This is a genomic window from Bradyrhizobium sp. CIR48 (genome assembly GCF_014198315.1).
Lineage (GTDB): Bacteria > Pseudomonadota > Alphaproteobacteria > Rhizobiales > Xanthobacteraceae > Bradyrhizobium.
In genome coordinates this window covers 753,414-769,487 of the sequence record NZ_JACIHG010000001.1, presented here as the reverse complement: position 1 = coordinate 769,487, position 16,074 = coordinate 753,414, and the positions used below count along the sequence as shown (strand labels likewise).

Below are 16,074 nucleotides of genomic sequence, written 5' to 3'. Positions count from 1 at the left end.
TCTCAAGCCGGCTGATCCTCGCCGCCTTCGAACAACTGGATCGGCGCACCCGGCATGATGGTCGAGATCGCATGCTTGTAGACGAGCTGCGAATGACCGTCGCGCCGAAGCAGTAGACAGAAATTGTCGAACCAGGTCACGATGCCCTGGAGCTTCACTCCGTTGACCAGAAAGATCGTCAGTGGCGTCTTGGTTTTGCGAACGTGATTAAGGAAGGTGTCCTGTAGGTTTTGTGCGCGGTCTGCCGCCATTGTTTTTTTCTCGCTTTGAGTTTCTTTTTATTGCGCCGGTTGCGGCCCTCTTTGTGAAGTTTGGAGCCTCTCCCGGTTGCCGTTCCTCATGAGATCCCCCTCGGAAGGAACAGCTGTGCAATTAGAGGACAGGTGGACCTATTAGGCAAGCCGCTTCACGCGGCAGCGGGCGCCGTATTGCCCCGAAAAACTACGGAAATCGATGAATTTCCTCGTTTTATTCAAAGGTGTCGCCGCAACGTCGCGGCGTTAGATCTTGTTCTGACGGCGTTTTCCCAATGCGAGCCGGTATCCGCTTCGCACGAGCACGCGCTAGCCGACACCGAGCGCTTTCAACTTTCGATGCAGCGCCGACCGTTCCATGCCAACGAACTCGGCTGTGCGAGAAATATTTCCTGAAAAACGGCTGATCTGTGCAATCAAATAGTCGCGCTCGAACACCTCGCGCGCCTCACGCAGCGGCAGGCCCATGATGTGCTCGCCATTGTTGCTGGTCGGCATCGCCGGCACCATGGAGCCGACGTCCTGCGGCAACATGTCGGCCGTGATGATGACCTCCGGTCCGCCGGCGGCGAGAATCATGACTCTTTCAACGTTGTTGCGGAGCTGGCGCACATTGCCCGGCCAGACATGCGATTGCAGCACCGCCATCGCGTCCTGGCCGATCTGCCGCTTGGGCAGGCCGCTACCGGCCGAGATCTGCTCCATGAAATAGTCGATCAGTTCCGGAATGTCCTCGCGCCGCTCCGACAGCGCAGGCACGCGGATCGGCACCACCGAGAGGCGATGATAGAGGTCCTCGCGGAAATGGCCGGCCGCAATCTCCTCTTCGAGATTGCGCGCGGTCGAGGAGATGATGCGGACGTCGACCTGCACCTTGGCGGTGCCGCCGACGCGCTGGAACGATTGCTCCACCAGGACCCGCAGGATCTTGTTCTGGGTCTCGCGCGGCATGTCCGCGATCTCGTCGATGAACAGCGTGCCGCCATGGGCTTCCTCGAGCGCGCCGGGCTTGCGCGCCTGTTCGCCGTTGGACTGCTCCACGCCGAACAGCTCGTGCTCCATGCGCTCGGGCGTGATCGCGGCGGCGTTGATGACGACGAAGGGACCGTCGGCGCGGCCCGAGGCCGTATGCAACGTGCGCGCCGTCAATTCCTTGCCGGCGCCGGCGGGACCGACGATCAGGATGCGGCTGTTGGCCTTGGCCGCGCGCTCGATGGTCTGGCGCAACTGGTTCATGCTCGGCGAGCGGCCGACGAGCTGGCTAGCGCTCGGCGCCAGCTGCTTCAGCTCCTTGACCTCGCGCTTGAGCCGCGAGTTCTCCAGCGCCCTGGTCGCGACCAGGATCAGCCGGTCGGCCTTGAACGGCTTCTCGATGAAGTCGTAGGCGCCGCGCTTGATCGCGGCCACCGCGGTCTCGATGTTGCCGTGGCCGGAGATCATCACGACCGGCAGGTCGGCATTGTCCTTCTTGACCTGCTCCAGGAGCTGCAAGCCGTCGAGCTTGGAGCCCTGCAGCCAGATGTCGAGGAACACCAGATGCGGCCGCCGGTTGGCGATTTCAGCCAGTGCAGAGTCGCTGTCGCGCGCAGTCCGCGTGACAAAACCCTCGTCCTCGAGAATGCCTGCGACGAGATCCCGAATATCGGCCTCATCATCGACAATCAGAATTTCACTTGCCATGGGTCGCGCCCTGTCTTGTCAGCTGCCTGTTGAGGCTTCGATTTTCGTTGAATCATTGGTCTTTTCAGCGGCCTCTTTGGTTTCGGCCGCCAGCTCTTTTGTTTCCTGCGCCGGGTCCTTGACAGGAGCGCCGGCCTCTTCGCCGGTTGCGTCCTTGACCGCGGCCGCCGGGGCCTGCTCGGCTCCCTCGGACTTCGCCGGCTGGCCGGAGACTGCGAAGCGCATCCGCATCCAGGCGCCGCGCTGGCCCTCGCGGAAGTCGGAAGCATCCTTCAGCTCGATGCGCCCGCCATGGTCTTCCAGCACGCGGCCGACGATCGCAAGGCCAAGGCCGGTGCCTTTGGCGCGCGTCGTGACATAGGGCTCGAGCAGCCGCGAGCGCGCGACCTTGGGCAGGCCGATGCCGTTGTCGATGACGTCGATCAGAACGTCCTCGCCCTCGCGCGACACGACCACGTCGATGCGGCCTTTGCCCAGCTCCTCCGCCGGGACCTGCTCAATCGCCTCGGTGGCGTTCTTGACGATGTTGGTGACGGCCTGCGAGATCAGCCGCCGGTCGAACTGGGCGCGGAGCGGATCGTCTTTGAATTCGGCCTCGATATCGATCTCGGGATGGGCGACCTTCATCAGGAACACGGCCTGCCGCACGGTGTCGGCGACGTCCTCGCCTTCCATCACCGGCTTCGGCATCCGCGCAAAGCGCGAGAACTCGTCGACCATGCGCCTGATGTCGTCGACCTGGCGCACGATGGTGTCGGTGCACTGCTCGAAGATCTGCTTGTCCTTGGCCTCGGTGATGCCCTTGCCGAACTTGCGGCGAATGCGCTCGGCCGAAAGCTGGATCGGCGTCAGCGGGTTCTTGATCTCATGCGCGATGCGGCGCGCCACGTCGCCCCAGGCCGAGGTGCGCTGCGCTGAGACCAGCTCGGTGATGTCGTCGAGCGTGATGATGTAGCTGTCATGCGGCTGGTTCTTCTCGGCGCTGACGCGGACCGAGAGATTGCGCTCGGTGCCGTCGCGGGTGATCGTGATCTGGCCCTGCACCAGACGCTGGCTCCCTTCCCGCGCCGCCTTCATCATCTCGTCGAGCTCGGGCAGCACGTCGGAGAGCGGATGACCAAGCGTCTCCGCCTCGGAGTGCCCGATCAGTTTCTCGGCCGAGCGGTTCAAAATGCCGACGCTGCTGGAAGCATCGACGCCGATGATGCCGGCGCTTGCGGAGGACAGCACCGCTTCGATGAAGCGACGGCGGCTGTCGATCAGGTCGCTGGCGTTGACGAGCTCATCGCGCTGGCTGCGCAATTCCTGCGTCATCTTGTTGAAGGTCTCGCCTAACTGCGCGAGATCGCCTTCCGACTGGTGCACCGGCACCTGGACATGGAGGTCGCCGGTCGAGACCGTGTGGGCCGCGTTCATCAGCCGCCGGATCGGCGAGACCAGTGAATTGGCGAAGTTCAGGCCGATCAGCACCGAGGCCATCAGGATGGTCAGCGCGATCACGGCGAACATCAGCGCAAAGGCAACCTGGATGCCGAGCCGGCGCGACTCGATCTGGGCGTATTCGGCGACGCTGACCTCGGTCTGCTTGAGCTGATTGACGACGTTCGGATCAAGCGGACGGGCGACATAGAGGAAGGTGTCGCTGAAGGCGCGCAGCCGGATCACCGCGGCCACGAAGCTCGCATCGGGAAGGACCGCGATCTCGGGCTCTGACTCGTTGACGTTGCTGAGGAAGTCGGACGCGGGCGGCGAATAGGCGAGCCGCATGCCGGTGTCGGCGGATTCCAGGATGTTGGTGTTCTTGTCGATGATCATCGCGCCCGGCAGGTTGCGGGAACTGGCGCTGGCGCTCAGCATCTCCCGGAACGAGCGGCGATCCTGGTCGTAGAGCGGCCGGGCATGCGCGATGTCGTTGGCCATGCCGAGAATGTCGCCGCGGATCAGCTGCGCATGGTCCTGCATATAGGCCCGCGCGATCGTCAGCGAATTCTGGATCACCTCTTTGGTCGGGCCGGAGAACAGCCGGTCGAGGCCGCGTTCGATGGTGACGTTGGCGACGACGGCGACCAGCACCGCCGGCAGCACCGCCACGATCGAGAACAGGCTGACGACCTGGACATGGAGCCGCGCCGCCGCCCTGCCCCGCCGCCGCGCCAGGATCAGCTGCCAGAGCTCGCGGATGATGATCCCGACCAGCAACAGGATCGTGGCCGCGTTGGTCAGGTAGATCGAGCGGACCACCGCCGGCGTCGGCTCGATCGTGGTCAGGCCGGTCAGAACCAGGAAGGTCAGGAAGGCCGAGAGCAGCGCCAGCGCCACGGCAAAGGGCGCCAGCCAGCGCCGCGCCGACCAACGCCGGGGCTCTTCCGCTGGTGTCGTGTCAAAGTGTGCGGCCGAGGTGTCTGCGCTGGTCATTCCGGCAATGGTGGTGCTGAAAACGGGTCCGCGATGGGCGGATACTGATGTATTCGTACCACATTGTTGCCGAATTGCGACAATTCCGCGGCGCCCCCGCCGCGGCGGACCGGCGCATCCACAGCTCTGGCGCGGCGCGTGGCACCGGCATCGTCATTCGCGAACGAGGGCGAGCCTTGACGCAGATCAAGAGTGCTCGGTGGCCGCTCGCGCCAATGTGGCTCATGCCCGACCGGAGTTCCACCCATGAAGGCTGTGGCCGTTGAAGAAGCCGTTGCGATGATTCCCGCTGGCGCCAGCGTGATGGTCGGCGGCTTCATGGGTATTGGAACACCGGAGCGCTTGCTCGATGAAATGGTCCGGCAGCAGAAGACCGGATTCTCGGCGATCTGCAACGATGCCGCCTCCCGGGCAAAGGCGTCGGCAAGTTGTTTGACGCATCGCTCGTGTCGCGTCTGACCGCGACGCATATCGGGCTCAATCCCAAGGCCCAGCAGCAGATGCTGACGAGCGAGATCAAGGTCGATCATGTGCCGTGCTCGGCGGCCTCCAAGTCGACGCGCAGGGCCGCCTCGCCAACTGGATGATCCCCGGCAAGATGGTGCCCGGAATGGGCGGGGCGATGGACCTCGTCAGCGGCGCCAGGCGCGTCATCGTCGCCATGCAGCACGCGGTCAGGGGCAAGTCGAAGATCGTCGCCCAATGCACCCTGCCCCTGACCTCGGCGCGGTCGGTCGATCTCGTCGTCACGGACATGGCCGTGATCGGCTTCTCCGGCGGCAGGGCGACGCTGCTGGAGACCGCGCCCGGGGTCAGCGTCGGCGAGGTCATCGCGCTCACTGAAGCCGAGCTCGCTGTTCCCGACAACGTCCCGGGAATGAACGTCTGATCCGTCGGCGGCCTCAATCGATGATGTGATAGCCGCCGTCGATGTAGAGCACGCCGCCCGTGATCAGCTTGGCGCCGTCGAGCGCGAGGAACGCGGTGGCGTTCCCGACATCGTCGATGCTGACGAGACTCCGCGCCGGCGCCTTCGACTGCGCCTTGTCCATGAGCTCATCGAACTCGGGAATCCCCGAAGCCGCGCGGGTGGCCAGCGGACCCGGCGAGATCGCGTGCACGCGAATGCCCTTCGGGCCGAGCTCCGCGGCGATATAGCGGACCGAGGCTTCCAGCGCGGCTTTCGCGACACCCATCACGTTGTAATTCTCCACCACCATCTGGCTGCCGTAATAGGTCATGGTGAAAAGCGTGCCGCCGTTCTTCATCAGCGGCTCGGCGAGATGAGCCATCCGCAAGAACGACCAGCATGAGACATCCATGGTCTTGAGGAAGCCGTCACGGCCGACGTCGACAACACGGCCGTGCAGCGCTTCCTTCGGCGAGAAGGCGATGGAATGAAGCATGAAATCGAGCTGCCCCCATTCCGACGCGATGCGCTCGAACACCGCCTCGGTCTGCCCTTCGGCCATCACGTCCAGCGGCATGAAGATCGGCGCTTCCAGCGCCTGCGCCAGCGGCTCGACATGCTTTTTGGCGCGGTCGTTCAGATAGGTCACCGCGAGATCAGCCCCCAGTGCACGAAACGCGCGCGCACATCCCCAGGCGATCGACTGGTCGTTGGCGATGCCGACGATCAGTCCCTTCTTTCCCTTCAGGGCCACCTTGCTGTCCGGAAATACTGGGATCATGACACCCTCTTAGGTCTCGTGTTGATCAACTGACCGTCCATCAATAGCGATAGCGTGTGCTGTGCGATCATCAGCTCCTCGTCGGTCGGAATGACGTAGACGGGGACGCGGCTGTCGGCTGCCGAGATCAGGGGCGCATGGCGGGCGTTCTCACCGGCATCGAGGCGGACGCCGAGCCAACCGAGCTGCTCAGCGATACGTGCGCGGATCGATGCCGAGTTCTCCCCGATACCGGCAGTGAAGACGAAGGCATCCAGGCCCTGCAAGGCCGCGGCAAGCATGCCCGCGTTGAGGCCGATCCGGTAGACGAAATGGTCGATCGCGAGCCGCGCACGCGGATCGGTGCTCGCTTCCAGCTCGCGCATGTCGTTGCTGACGCCGGAAAGCCCCTTCAGACCGCAGTCCCGATAGAGGAAGTCCTGCACCTTCGCGGCCGGCATGCCCTTCTCGGCGATGAGATAGAGGATGACCCCGGGATCGATCTGCCCTGGACGCGTTCCCATCGGCAGCCCGTCGAGCGCGGTGAAGCCCATGGTACTCTCGACGCTGCGCCCCTCCTTGATCGCGCACATCGAGGCGCCGCTGCCGAGATGGGCAACGATAACCCGCCCCTTGGCGATCTCAGGCGCCACACCGGGCAGCGTCCGGGCGATGTATTCGTAGGAGAGCCCGTGAAAACCGTAGCGCCGCACACCCTCGGCATAGAGCTGCTGCGGAATCGCATAGTGATCGGCGACGAGATCATGCGTGCGGTGAAATGCCGTGTCGAAGCACGCCACCTGCGGCAGCCCAGGGAAATTCGCGAGCAGCGAGCGGATCGGCGCGAGATTGTGCGGCTGATGCAGTGGCGCCAAGCTGACAAGGCGTTCGAGGCGGGAGACGACGCCGTGGTCGATCAGGACCGGGCGGACATGGTCCGGCCCGCCATGAACGACGCGATGACCGACCGCGATCGGCGTAATCCGAAGCTCGTCGCGCAGCCAGTTGCCGGCAACCGACATGGCGGCGGGCACATCGGGCACAGCTTCAACCGAATAGGCGCGATCGGCCAGCGCATCGCCGCTCGCACCGCTGGCGCGCAGGCGCGGGCGGCTGCCGATGCCATCCATTTGTCCCTTGATCTGACGCCGGAGCGCACCGTCGCCCAACGCCGAATAGACCTGAAACTTGACGCTCGAAGAGCCGGCATTGACGACCAGGATCGTGTCCATGGCGATCACGCGGCCACTGACGGCGCCTTCTGGCGCCGGGCGCGCGCGTAGAGCGCCGCCACCGCACACGAGGCCATGCGCGCACGCGGTGTATCGGCGCGCGACGTCAGGACGACGGGTACCCGCGCGCCAAGAACGATGCCGGCACCATCCGCCTTGGCGAAATAGGCGAGATTCTTGGCCAGCATGTTGCCGGACTCCAGATCTGGAACGACCAGGATCTGTGCGCGGCCGGCGACCTCGGACTCGATGCCCTTGATGCGTGCCGCTTCCGGGTCGATGGCGTTGTCGAACGCCAGGGGACCGTCGAGCACGCCGCCGCTGATCTGGCCGCGATCGGCCATCTTGCACAGGGCGGCGGCTTCGATGGTCGAGGGAATTTTGGACGTCACGGTCTCGACCGCCGACAGGATCGCCACGCGCGGCGTTTGGCCAAACCCGGCGTGATTGTAGAGATCGATCGCGTTCTGGATGATGTCGCGCTTGGCATCGAGATCGGGAAAGATGTTGATCGCGGCGTCGGTGACGAAAATCGTCTCGGCATAGGCCGGGACATCCATGACGAAGACATGGCTGATGCGCCGATCCGTGCGCAGGCCGCCGGTCTTTGCCGTGACCGCGCGCATCAACTCGTCGGTGTGAAGGCTGCCCTTCATCAACAGCTCGCCTCTGGCGGCATGGATGAGCTCGACGCCCTTGGCCGCGGCGTCGTCACTATGGGCGGCATCCACGATCTCGAAGCTTGATACGTCCAGATCGAACCTCGCGGCGGTGTCTCTGATCTTCCCTTCCGGCCCGACCAGGATCGGTCGAATGATCCCCGCGCTGGCGCTGTCGACCGCCCCGCGTAGCGAGGTCTCGTCGCAGGGGTGCACGACGACCGTCGCTGTCGGAGGCGCAGCCCTCGCCGCCGCGATCAGCCGGTCGTACTTGCCGCCGGTTTCGTGCGTCATATCGGTCGACATCAGGTCACTCCCGCTTTCGTCAACCACGCTACGACGCTCTTGCCTGGGGATCGAATGGCGCGACGTTCGACGTCATCTCGCCCTCTCCGTCCAGGCCAAATAACTCGGCGACTCGCCTCAGGCGATTGGCGCGCTCGCCGGTGATGTCCGCGCTTGCCGAGAGCACCTCGCACATCGCCTCAAAGGCCGCGCGCCGCTGGTTCATGTCCTCGGGCAACAACCTTGGAATGGCCGCCAAGGCGCCCTCGCGGTCGAGCAGCAGCATGAAGAACTGCTCGCGTACCAGCATCTTGAATGCGGACAGGGTCATCCGGGAGCCGGCATGGTCGCGCCTAACCTGGCGCAGCGCCTCGATGCTGCGCTCGTCCACCATGCCGCGCGCGGAGCCGACATAGAGCAGCGCGCGGATAGCAGCCTCCCGCAGGCCACCGTCACCAATCTTCGCCCTCAACTCCGCAATCCTGCTTTCGAGCATGGCGCGATGCTCGTCCGACATCTCACGGCGCCGCGTTGACTCGGCGTTGGGGTCGATGCCGACAGCGGCCTGGAGCGCAGGTGAGCCATAGACGTTGAGGAAGACGGTCTCGCTCAGCGCCTCCTGGGCATCGCGCCAGCTGTCGAGCGCATGCACAATCTGCTTCGACACATGCTCCTGGAAGGCCAGGAACGGATTGTCTTGCGACACCGGCCTGCGCTTCTCTTCGGCGCGATCGGCCGCCGCCTTCACCATGGACATCCATGGATTCTGACTGCTGAAAGCCTCATATTGCATGCGTAGCGGATGCATCTCGCGCGCCCAGTTGGCCGCCTGTGGCGTCACCATCTTCTTGATCCAGGGCTGCACGAATTTCTGATAGGCTGCAAGATTGAGCTCCGAGATGCGCTTGGCGGTGGCGAACCGCCGCTCATCCTCGGGGGAATTGCCGCCCATGGCCCGGATGTCGTCGAGCGTACGGGCCTCGCAACGCATTACCCATTGTCCCGTTGCAAGGTCGGCGTTGAGCGTCTCGCTGCCCCTCGCCTCGAACGTCGCCTCGTAGAGCCCGGGCGGGAGCACGTCGATCAGATCGATGTTGCTGGAGAACTCGGAATGCTCTTTCTTGGCGACGCCTCCGGACACGAAGATCCCGAGATGACCGATGCTTTCGTGGATGGTGTAAACGATGGTCTGGCCATATGCCCTGATCTCATTGACGTCGGCGTAGCAGTCGCAAATCCAGTCCAGCGCCTGCTGCGGCGGGGTGACGTTGTCGCCCTTGGAGCAGAACACCACGATCGGCGATCGGATATTGCGCAGGTCGACCTTCTCCCCGTCCGACATTTCGATCCGGCCGGCGGCGAGATTGTTGCCGATGAACAGCTCATCGACGATGAACTGGATCTCCTCGGCGTTGAGATTGACGTGCCCGCCCCACCAGCGTTCGAAGTCGAGATAGCGCTCGGCCTCGGTGTCGACTTTGGAATAGACGTTGTATTGCTTGGTCCAGAGTGTGTTCGAGGGGTTCTGGTTCTCGAAATTCTGCACCAGCCAGGCGCCGTCGAACTTGCCGGCACCGAGATCGCTCGTCAGCGCCGTCAGCCAGCTTCCGCCCAAGAGGCCGCCGGAATAGCGCATCGGGTATTTGCCATGCACGCCCGCCCAATAAGCGAGCGGCGCGCCGGCGATGATCAGCGGTCCGAACAGCTCCGGCCGTAGCGACGCCAGGATCATGATCGCCCAGCCGGCCTGACAATTGCCGATGACGCAAGGCTTGCCGTCGGCGTCGGGGTGACGGCTGATGACAGTTTCAAGAAACTTCGCTTCGGCTCGCGCGATGCGCTCGATCGTCTGGCCGGGCATGGGTTCGGGCAGAAACCCGATGAAGTAGCAGGGATGTCCCGCCTGCATCGCGACACCGATTTCGCTGTCCGCCTTGAAGCCGCCGATGCCGGGACCATGGCCGGCGCGCGGATCGACGACGACGAACGGCCGCCGCAACATGTCGATCGCGACATTCTTGGGCGGGATGATGCGTACGAGCGCGTAGTTGACAGGCTCGTCGAGTTTGCGGCCGTCCGTGATCAACTCGGCGGCATATTGCAGCACATGCGGCGCGGTCTGCGCGAGGTGCTCGCGATATTGGTCGCCGCGCTGGCGCATGATGTCCAGAAACAACACGCTCCGCTGTCCGGCATCGACCAGATACTCCACGGCGGAGGCGACTAACTCCGACATGGGACCGGCAGGCGGCTTCAGATTTTCCATCGCAATCTGACCTCGTTGTGTGCGAGGCCACTCAAGGAGAGATGTCACCGGCGACGTTGACATAGGTCAACGGTCAGCGGTTTCCGGCATAGCGGGACGCCAGATCTTGGAACCTTCTAGAGGTAGATCGATAATGTCAGACGGGGGAACTGTTTCCGGCCATTCCGGCTTGACATGGCATGGATAGGTTCTTCCTCGCGATAATGGTTTCTGCCGTTCTGCTGCTGATCGTGGCGTCCGATCTGCTGGTCAACGGTCCCGGTCTGCAGGAGCCGACGACAGACGTAGCGCGCCTGATGCCGTCGACCGAGCGACTGTTCAGGTGATGGATCGCGGTCGCGGGCGACTGAATGCCTCACCCTTGTGTGACCGCGGAACATGTGTGACCGCGGAACATTTCGGCCCCATTCCGACTTCTGCTCACCGCGTCAGCCAAAACGGCCAGCGCGATCCGGACAGGCTCAGCTCCGCTTTGGTAGGGGGAGCTGAGCCACCGTCCGCGTAAACGCGTTTAGCGTTTGTCGCGAGGGAACTAGCCCCCGCTCCGATAGACCTGGATGTCGAGATCCCGGATCTTCTTGCGCAGCGTGTTGCGGTTGAGGCCGAGCAGGTCGGCGGCGCGGATCTGGTTGCCGCGGGTGGCGGCGAGCGCGGCCGTGAGCAGCGGCACCTCGATCTCCTTGAGGATGCGGTGATAGAGGCCGGGCGGCGGCACGCCGTTGGGAAAGCCCTGGAAGTGCGAGGACAGATAGGCCTCCACTGCGCCGCCGAGATTGTCGACGCCCTGCTGGACCGCGGCGCCCGGGCTGACCGAGGGCGGCGCCAGCTCGCCATCGATGACGGAAGCCGTGATCACGTCCTGCGGATAGAGCGCGGCGAGGCGCCGGGCGAGGTTTTCCAGCTCGCGGACGTTGCCGGGCCAGCGGTGCTGCTTCAGCCGCTCCAGCGCCAGCACGTCGAGCTTCTTCGGCGGCAGGCCGTCCTTCTCGGCCAGCGCGAAGAAGTGACGGATGAGATCGGGCAAATCCTCGATGCGCTCGCGGAGCGGCGGCAGCCGCAGCGGCACGACGTTGAGGCGGAAGAACAAATCTTCCCGGAACAGGCCCTGCTGGATCAGGACGCGCAGATCCTTGTTGGAGGCCGCGACGATACGCACGTCGGTCTTGATCGGGGTGCGGCCGCCGACGGTGGTGTATTCGCCCTGCTGCAGCACGCGCAGCAATCGCGTCTGCGCCTCCATCGGCATGTCGCCGATTTCGTCGAGAAACAGCGTGCCGCCCTCGGCCTGCTCGAACCGGCCGGAGGCGCGGGTGTTGGCGCCGGTGAAGGCGCCGCGCTCATGGCCGAACAGTTCGGATTCGATGAGGTCGCGCGGGATCGCCGCCATGTTGACCGCGACGAACGGGCCGTTGCGGCGCTTGCCGTAATCGTGCAGCGCGCGCGCCACCAGTTCCTTGCCGGTGCCGGACTCGCCCGTGATCATCACGGTGAGATCGGTCTGCATCAGCCGCGCCAGCACGCGGTAGATTTCCTGCATCGCCGGCGAGCGGCCGACCAGCGGGATCGCCTCCATCTCGGCGTCCTCGTCGGGGGTCGAGACCCGCTCCTTCGGCTCGGCCAGCGCGCGGCCGACGATGGCAATCAGCTCCTTGAGGTCGAACGGCTTCGGCAGATATTCGTACGCCCCGCGCTCGGAGGCGCGGATCGCCGTCATGAAGGTGTTCTGCGCGCTCATGACGATGACGGGCAGATTCGGCCGCATCTTCTTGATCCGCGGCAAGAGGTCGAAGGCGTTTTCGTCCGGCATCACCACGTCGGTGATGACGAGATCGCCCTCCCCCTGGCTGACCCAGCGCCACAGCGTTGCGGCATTGCCGGTCAGCCGCACTTCGTAGCCGGCGCGGGACAGTGCCTGATTGAGAACGGTGCGGATGGCGGTATCGTCATCTGCTACGAGAATGCTACCTGCGGGCATCGTTAATCCTCATTTCGCCCCCTGTGACGCAGGCGACGGCTTCCCGGCAGAGTCGGCGCGACTGCTTTGATCGGCATGTTTCACCGATGTGGAATACATCGGCATCAGCACGCGGAAGGTGGTCTTGCGCGGCTGAGATTCGCATTCGATGATGCCCCCGTGATCGCCGACGATCTTGGCGACCAGCGCAAGGCCCAGGCCCGAGCCGGTCTGCTTGGTGGTCACGAAGGGATCGAACAGGTTGGGCAGAAGATCGTCCGGCACGCCTGGTCCGTTGTCCTTCACGCAGAATTCGAGCGGCAAGGATACCCGGGATTTTTGACCGGGGACTGACAGGCGCACGCCGGGGCGGAACGCGGTGGTGAGCTGGATCTCGGCGTCGGGGATGTCGATCAGGGCTTCTGCGGCATTCTTCACGAGATTGAGGAACACCTGGATCAACTGGTCCTGGTTCGCCAGCACCGGCGGCAGCGAGGGATCGTAGTCCTCGATGAAGCGGATGTTGCGGGCAAAGCCGGACTGCGCCAGCCGCTTGACGTGGTCGAGCACCGAATGGATGTTGACGGGGCCGCGCAATACGGGGCGCTCGTCGCCGAACACCTCCATGCGGTCGACCAGCGTCACGATGCGGTCGGCCTCGTCGCAGATCAGGCGCGTCAGCATGCGGTCCTCGGACGAGGCCTGCTGCTCGAGAAGCTGCGCCGCGCCGCGGATGCCGGAGAGCGGATTCTTGATCTCGTGCGCCAGCATCGCGGCCAGCGCGATCACCGAGCGCGCCGCGCTGCGATGGGTGAGCTGGCGGTCCATCTTGTCGGCGATGGAGCGCTCCTGGAGCATCACCACGATATGGCCGGGCCGCTCGGTCAGCGGCGCGACATGCAGATCGACCTGCCGGTCGCCGCCCATGCGCGGCGTGCCCAGATCGACCTTGTATTCGTTGACCGGCGAATTCGACGAGCGCACCTGGTCGATCAGCGCCAGCAAGGGGCTGCCGAACGGCACCAGCTCTTTCAGCGACTGCCGCTTCAGGAACTGCGTCGAGATGTCGAAGAAGGCCTCGGTCGCGATATTGGCGGCGACGATCTTGCCGTCCGGCCCGATCATGAGCACGGGATTGGGCAAGGCATCCAGGATCGCGTCGCTGTCGGACGGCCGGCGATGTTCAGCGGCGGAGCTCATGCAGCAGCGCTCCATCCGAAGTCGTCGAAGGCATCCTGCAGCGACTGGTGGACGAGGCGCGGATCTTCCGCGGTGAGGATCTTCTGGCGCCAGGATTTCAGCTTTTCGGCCGGCGCGCGGCTTACCTCGGCTGCGACATCGAGCGCCCAGCCCAGATGCTTGCGGGCATGCCTGAGGCCGATGCGCAGACCGTAGAGCGCGCAGACGCCCTCATAGAGCGTGCGGACATAATGCAGCTGCGTTTCCAGCGAGGGCCCAGCCTCCTCAGCCCCGCCCTGCAGGCGGCGGCCGATCTGACCGGGCAGCCAGGGCTGGCCCTGCGCGCCGCGGCCGATCATCACGGCGTCGGCGCCGGAGGCTTCGAGCGCCGCGAGCGCTTTCTCGTAGGAAGTGATGTCGCCGTTGACGACGAGCGGAAGGCAGGTGGCCTCGCGCACGGCGCGGATCGCATCCCAATCGGCCTCGCCCTTGTAGAACTGGCTGCGGGTGCGGCCATGCACCGTGACGAGCTTGACGCCGGCGGCTTCCGCGCGCCGCGCCAGTTCCGGCGCGTTGCGGCTGCGGTCGTCCCAGCCGAGCCGCATCTTCAGCGTCACCGGCACCTTCACCGCCGCGATGGTCGCATCGATCAGGCTGACGGCATGGTCGAGGTCGCGCATCAAGGCCGAGCCGGACTGACCGCCGGTGACGTGGCGGGCCGGACAGCCCATGTTGATGTCGATGATATCGGCGCCCTCGGCTTCCGCGATCCGGGCGCCCTCCGCCATCCAATGCGTCTCGCAGCCGGCGAGCTGGACCACGTGCGGGCCGATGCCGGTGGCTTCGCAACGCAACCGGGACATCCGGTGGCCGCTCGCGAGCTCATCGCTGGCGGTCATTTCGGACACGACGAGACCGGCGCCAAGCTCGGCGGCCAACCGGCGGACGGGCGAGTCAGTCACCCCCGACATCGGTGCCAGGAAGACCGGGGTGGCGACATCAATATCGCCTATTTTCAACGGCTTAGAGCCGGATACTGCCGAACCGGTCACGGGGTTCTCGTTGACTGGGCAGGGCCTCATCGCGCCTGCCATGACCTATCTTGCGCACAATTCTTGTGCAGTCAAGCGTCATGCCTACAGTTTAGACAATTCTGCAAATCTTTCAAGTGCAGTGCAGCAAATTGCTGTTTCCAACAATCCGGGGAAACCCCCTTTTTTTGCGGGCCTGCCGTGCTAGAGGCATGCGGCAATCACCCCACTCCCGACTCTCCATCACCAACTGAGTATTCGAGTCCTATGGCGAAATCACAACGCACCGCAGTCGTCCTCGTGGCAGCCGGGCGTGGACTGCGTGCGGGCGCCGGTGGGCCGAAGCAATATCGCGAGATCGGCGGCGTGCCCGTAATCTACCGCGCCATGGAAGCCTTCAGCCGCCACGCCGACGTGTTTGCGGTGCAGCCGGTGGTGAACCCTGATGACAGCGCCATCTTCACGGCCGCGGTCGCCGGGCTCGAGCACGAGCCGCCGACCAATGGCGGTGCGACCCGGCAGGCCTCGGTGCTTGCCGGCCTCGAGGCGCTGGTCAAGCACGAGCCCGACATCGTGCTGATCCACGACGCCGCCCGCCCATTCGTCTCGGAAGGATTGATCTCGCGCGCGATCGAGGCGGCGAGCCGCACCGGCGCTGCCATCCCCGCCGTTCCCGTCACCGACACCATCAAGCTGACCGGCGATGGCGGCAATGTCGAGGGCACGCCGGACCGTGCGCGGCTGCGAATCGCGCAGACGCCGCAATCCTTTCGTTTCGACGTCATCCTCGAAGCGCATCGTCGCGCCGCGAAGGATGGCCGCAGCGATTTCACCGACGATGCCGCGATTGCCGAATGGGCGGGATTGACGGTTGCAACCTTTGAAGGCGATGTTGCCAATATGAAGCTCACCACTCCCGAGGATTTCGTGCGCGAGGAAGCGCGCCTGGCGGCCCAGCTCGGCGATATCAGGACCGGCACGGGCTACGACGTGCACGCCTTCGGTGAGGGCGACCATCTCATGCTCTGCGGCGTGCGCGTGCCGCACACCAAGGGTTTTCTCGCTCATTCCGACGGCGACGTCGGCCTGCATGCGCTGGTCGATGCCATCCTCGGCGCGCTCGCCGACGGCGACATCGGTTCGCACTTTCCGCCGAGCGATGCCAAGTGGAAGGGCGCCTCCTCCGACCAGTTCCTGAAATACGCCATCGAGCGCGTCACCCAGCGCGGCGGCCGCGTTGCCAATCTCGAGGTCACCATGATCTGCGAGCGGCCGAAGATCGGCCCGCTGCGCGACACCATGCGTGCGCGCATCGCCGAGATTTCCGGCGTCGACGTCTCGCGCGTCGCGGTGAAGGCGACCACCAGCGAGCGGCTCGGCTTCACCGGCCGCGAGGAAGGCATCGCGGCGACCGCGAGCGCCACCATCCGTCTTCCCTGGAGCGTCTAG

12 protein-coding genes and 2 pseudogenes are annotated in these 16,074 nt (G+C 64.7%); 4 read left to right on the top strand and 10 right to left on the bottom strand.

The annotated features are described in order from the left end of the window. Nucleotides 1-2: 2 nt before the first annotated feature. The 3 genes from hfq to GGD66_RS03770 all read right to left on the bottom strand — a co-directional run bounded on the left by hfq (nt 3) and on the right by GGD66_RS03770 (nt 4,349). Complete coding sequence (hfq, locus tag GGD66_RS03780; protein WP_007591126.1) at nt 3-251, bottom strand: RNA chaperone Hfq; 249 nt, start codon at nt 249-251, stop codon at nt 3-5. Nucleotides 252-563: 312 nt separating this feature from the next. Further along, entirely contained in the window at nt 564-1,934 is a 1,371-nt protein-coding gene (locus GGD66_RS03775; RefSeq protein ID WP_018320442.1) for a sigma-54 dependent transcriptional regulator, read from the bottom strand. Between the two features lie 18 nt (nt 1,935-1,952). Next, entirely contained in the window at nt 1,953-4,349 is a 2,397-nt protein-coding gene (locus GGD66_RS03770; protein WP_183256902.1) for a PAS domain-containing sensor histidine kinase, read from the bottom strand. Between the two features lie 246 nt (nt 4,350-4,595). Here GGD66_RS03770 and GGD66_RS03765 point away from each other — a divergent pair. Continuing rightward, nucleotides 4,596-4,885: pseudogene (locus GGD66_RS03765) on the top strand (CoA-transferase); the annotation flags it as partial. Continuing rightward, nucleotides 4,885-5,238, top strand: a pseudogene (locus tag GGD66_RS03760) (CoA-transferase); the annotation flags it as partial. The pseudogenes GGD66_RS03765 and GGD66_RS03760, both read left to right, overlap by 1 nt. Before the next feature lie 13 nt (nt 5,239-5,251). Here GGD66_RS03760 and fabI read toward each other — a convergent pair. From fabI to GGD66_RS03740, 4 genes are read right to left on the bottom strand one after another with little or no spacing between them, the layout of a single operon-like run. Further along, nucleotides 5,252-6,040: an enoyl-ACP reductase FabI gene (gene fabI, locus GGD66_RS03755; protein WP_092258245.1), complete on the bottom strand. Its 789-nt coding sequence runs from the start codon at nt 6,038-6,040 to the stop codon at nt 5,252-5,254. Further along, complete coding sequence (locus GGD66_RS03750; protein ID WP_183256901.1) at nt 6,037-7,251, bottom strand: acetate/propionate family kinase; 1,215 nt, start codon at nt 7,249-7,251, stop codon at nt 6,037-6,039. Before GGD66_RS03750 ends, fabI begins: the two co-directional genes overlap by 4 nt. A gap of 5 nt (nt 7,252-7,256) precedes the next feature. Next, the gene (locus tag GGD66_RS03745; protein ID WP_183256900.1) at nt 7,257-8,216 is read right to left on the bottom strand and encodes a phosphate acetyltransferase; all 960 of its coding nucleotides are present in this window, start codon (nt 8,214-8,216) and stop codon (nt 7,257-7,259) included. A gap of 28 nt (nt 8,217-8,244) precedes the next feature. Next, complete coding sequence (locus GGD66_RS03740; RefSeq protein WP_183256899.1) at nt 8,245-10,461, bottom strand: DUF3141 domain-containing protein; 2,217 nt, start codon at nt 10,459-10,461, stop codon at nt 8,245-8,247. Between the two features lie 179 nt (nt 10,462-10,640). Here GGD66_RS03740 and GGD66_RS03735 point away from each other — a divergent pair, with 179 nt between their 5' ends. Further along, a complete protein-coding gene (locus tag GGD66_RS03735; RefSeq protein WP_177237179.1) occupies nt 10,641-10,787 on the top strand; it encodes a hypothetical protein in 147 nt (48 codons plus the stop codon). A 206-nt stretch (nt 10,788-10,993) separates the two neighbouring features. Here GGD66_RS03735 and ntrC read toward each other — a convergent pair whose 3' ends face one another. Genes ntrC through dusB form a run of 3 tightly spaced genes read right to left on the bottom strand, consistent with a single transcriptional unit; the run spans nt 10,994 to nt 14,613 of the window. Continuing rightward, nucleotides 10,994-12,436: a nitrogen regulation protein NR(I) gene (gene ntrC, locus GGD66_RS03730; RefSeq protein ID WP_028144677.1), complete on the bottom strand. Its 1,443-nt coding sequence runs from the start codon at nt 12,434-12,436 to the stop codon at nt 10,994-10,996. A gap of 9 nt (nt 12,437-12,445) precedes the next feature. After that, nucleotides 12,446-13,615 (bottom strand): nitrogen regulation protein NR(II), encoded by a 1,170-nt coding sequence (locus GGD66_RS03725; RefSeq protein ID WP_092258633.1) that lies wholly within the window; start codon nt 13,613-13,615, stop codon nt 12,446-12,448. After that, nucleotides 13,612-14,613: a tRNA dihydrouridine synthase DusB gene (gene dusB, locus GGD66_RS03720; RefSeq protein WP_092258252.1), complete on the bottom strand. Its 1,002-nt coding sequence runs from the start codon at nt 14,611-14,613 to the stop codon at nt 13,612-13,614. Before dusB ends, GGD66_RS03725 begins: the two co-directional genes overlap by 4 nt. A gap of 279 nt (nt 14,614-14,892) precedes the next feature. On the opposite strand from dusB, the gene GGD66_RS03715 reads away from it, so the two are divergent. Further along, nucleotides 14,893-16,074, top strand: a complete 1,182-nt coding sequence (locus tag GGD66_RS03715) for a bifunctional 2-C-methyl-D-erythritol 4-phosphate cytidylyltransferase/2-C-methyl-D-erythritol 2,4-cyclodiphosphate synthase (protein WP_018320433.1) — start codon at nt 14,893-14,895, stop codon at nt 16,072-16,074.

Excerpts from the sequence above, each read along its gene's own strand:
- ntrC (WP_028144677.1), bottom strand. The coding sequence starts at position 12,436 with ATGCCCGCAGGTAGCATTCTCGTAGCAGATGACGATACCGCCATCCGC.
- fabI (WP_092258245.1), bottom strand. The coding sequence starts at position 6,040 with ATGATCCCAGTATTTCCGGACAGCAAGGTGGCCCTGAAGGGAAAGAAG.
- hfq (WP_007591126.1), bottom strand. The coding sequence starts at position 251 with ATGGCGGCAGACCGCGCACAAAACCTACAGGACACCTTCCTTAATCAC.
- GGD66_RS03750 (WP_183256901.1), bottom strand. The coding sequence starts at position 7,251 with ATGGACACGATCCTGGTCGTCAATGCCGGCTCTTCGAGCGTCAAGTTT.
- GGD66_RS03770 (WP_183256902.1), bottom strand. The coding sequence starts at position 4,349 with ATGACCAGCGCAGACACCTCGGCCGCACACTTTGACACGACACCAGCG.
- GGD66_RS03740 (WP_183256899.1), bottom strand. The coding sequence starts at position 10,461 with ATGGAAAATCTGAAGCCGCCTGCCGGTCCCATGTCGGAGTTAGTCGCC.
- GGD66_RS03725 (WP_092258633.1), bottom strand. The coding sequence starts at position 13,615 with ATGAGCTCCGCCGCTGAACATCGCCGGCCGTCCGACAGCGACGCGATC.
- GGD66_RS03715 (WP_018320433.1), top strand. The coding sequence starts at position 14,893 with ATGGCGAAATCACAACGCACCGCAGTCGTCCTCGTGGCAGCCGGGCGT.
- GGD66_RS03735 (WP_177237179.1), top strand. The coding sequence starts at position 10,641 with ATGGATAGGTTCTTCCTCGCGATAATGGTTTCTGCCGTTCTGCTGCTG.
- GGD66_RS03745 (WP_183256900.1), bottom strand. The coding sequence starts at position 8,216 with ATGTCGACCGATATGACGCACGAAACCGGCGGCAAGTACGACCGGCTG.
- GGD66_RS03775 (WP_018320442.1), bottom strand. The coding sequence starts at position 1,934 with ATGGCAAGTGAAATTCTGATTGTCGATGATGAGGCCGATATTCGGGAT.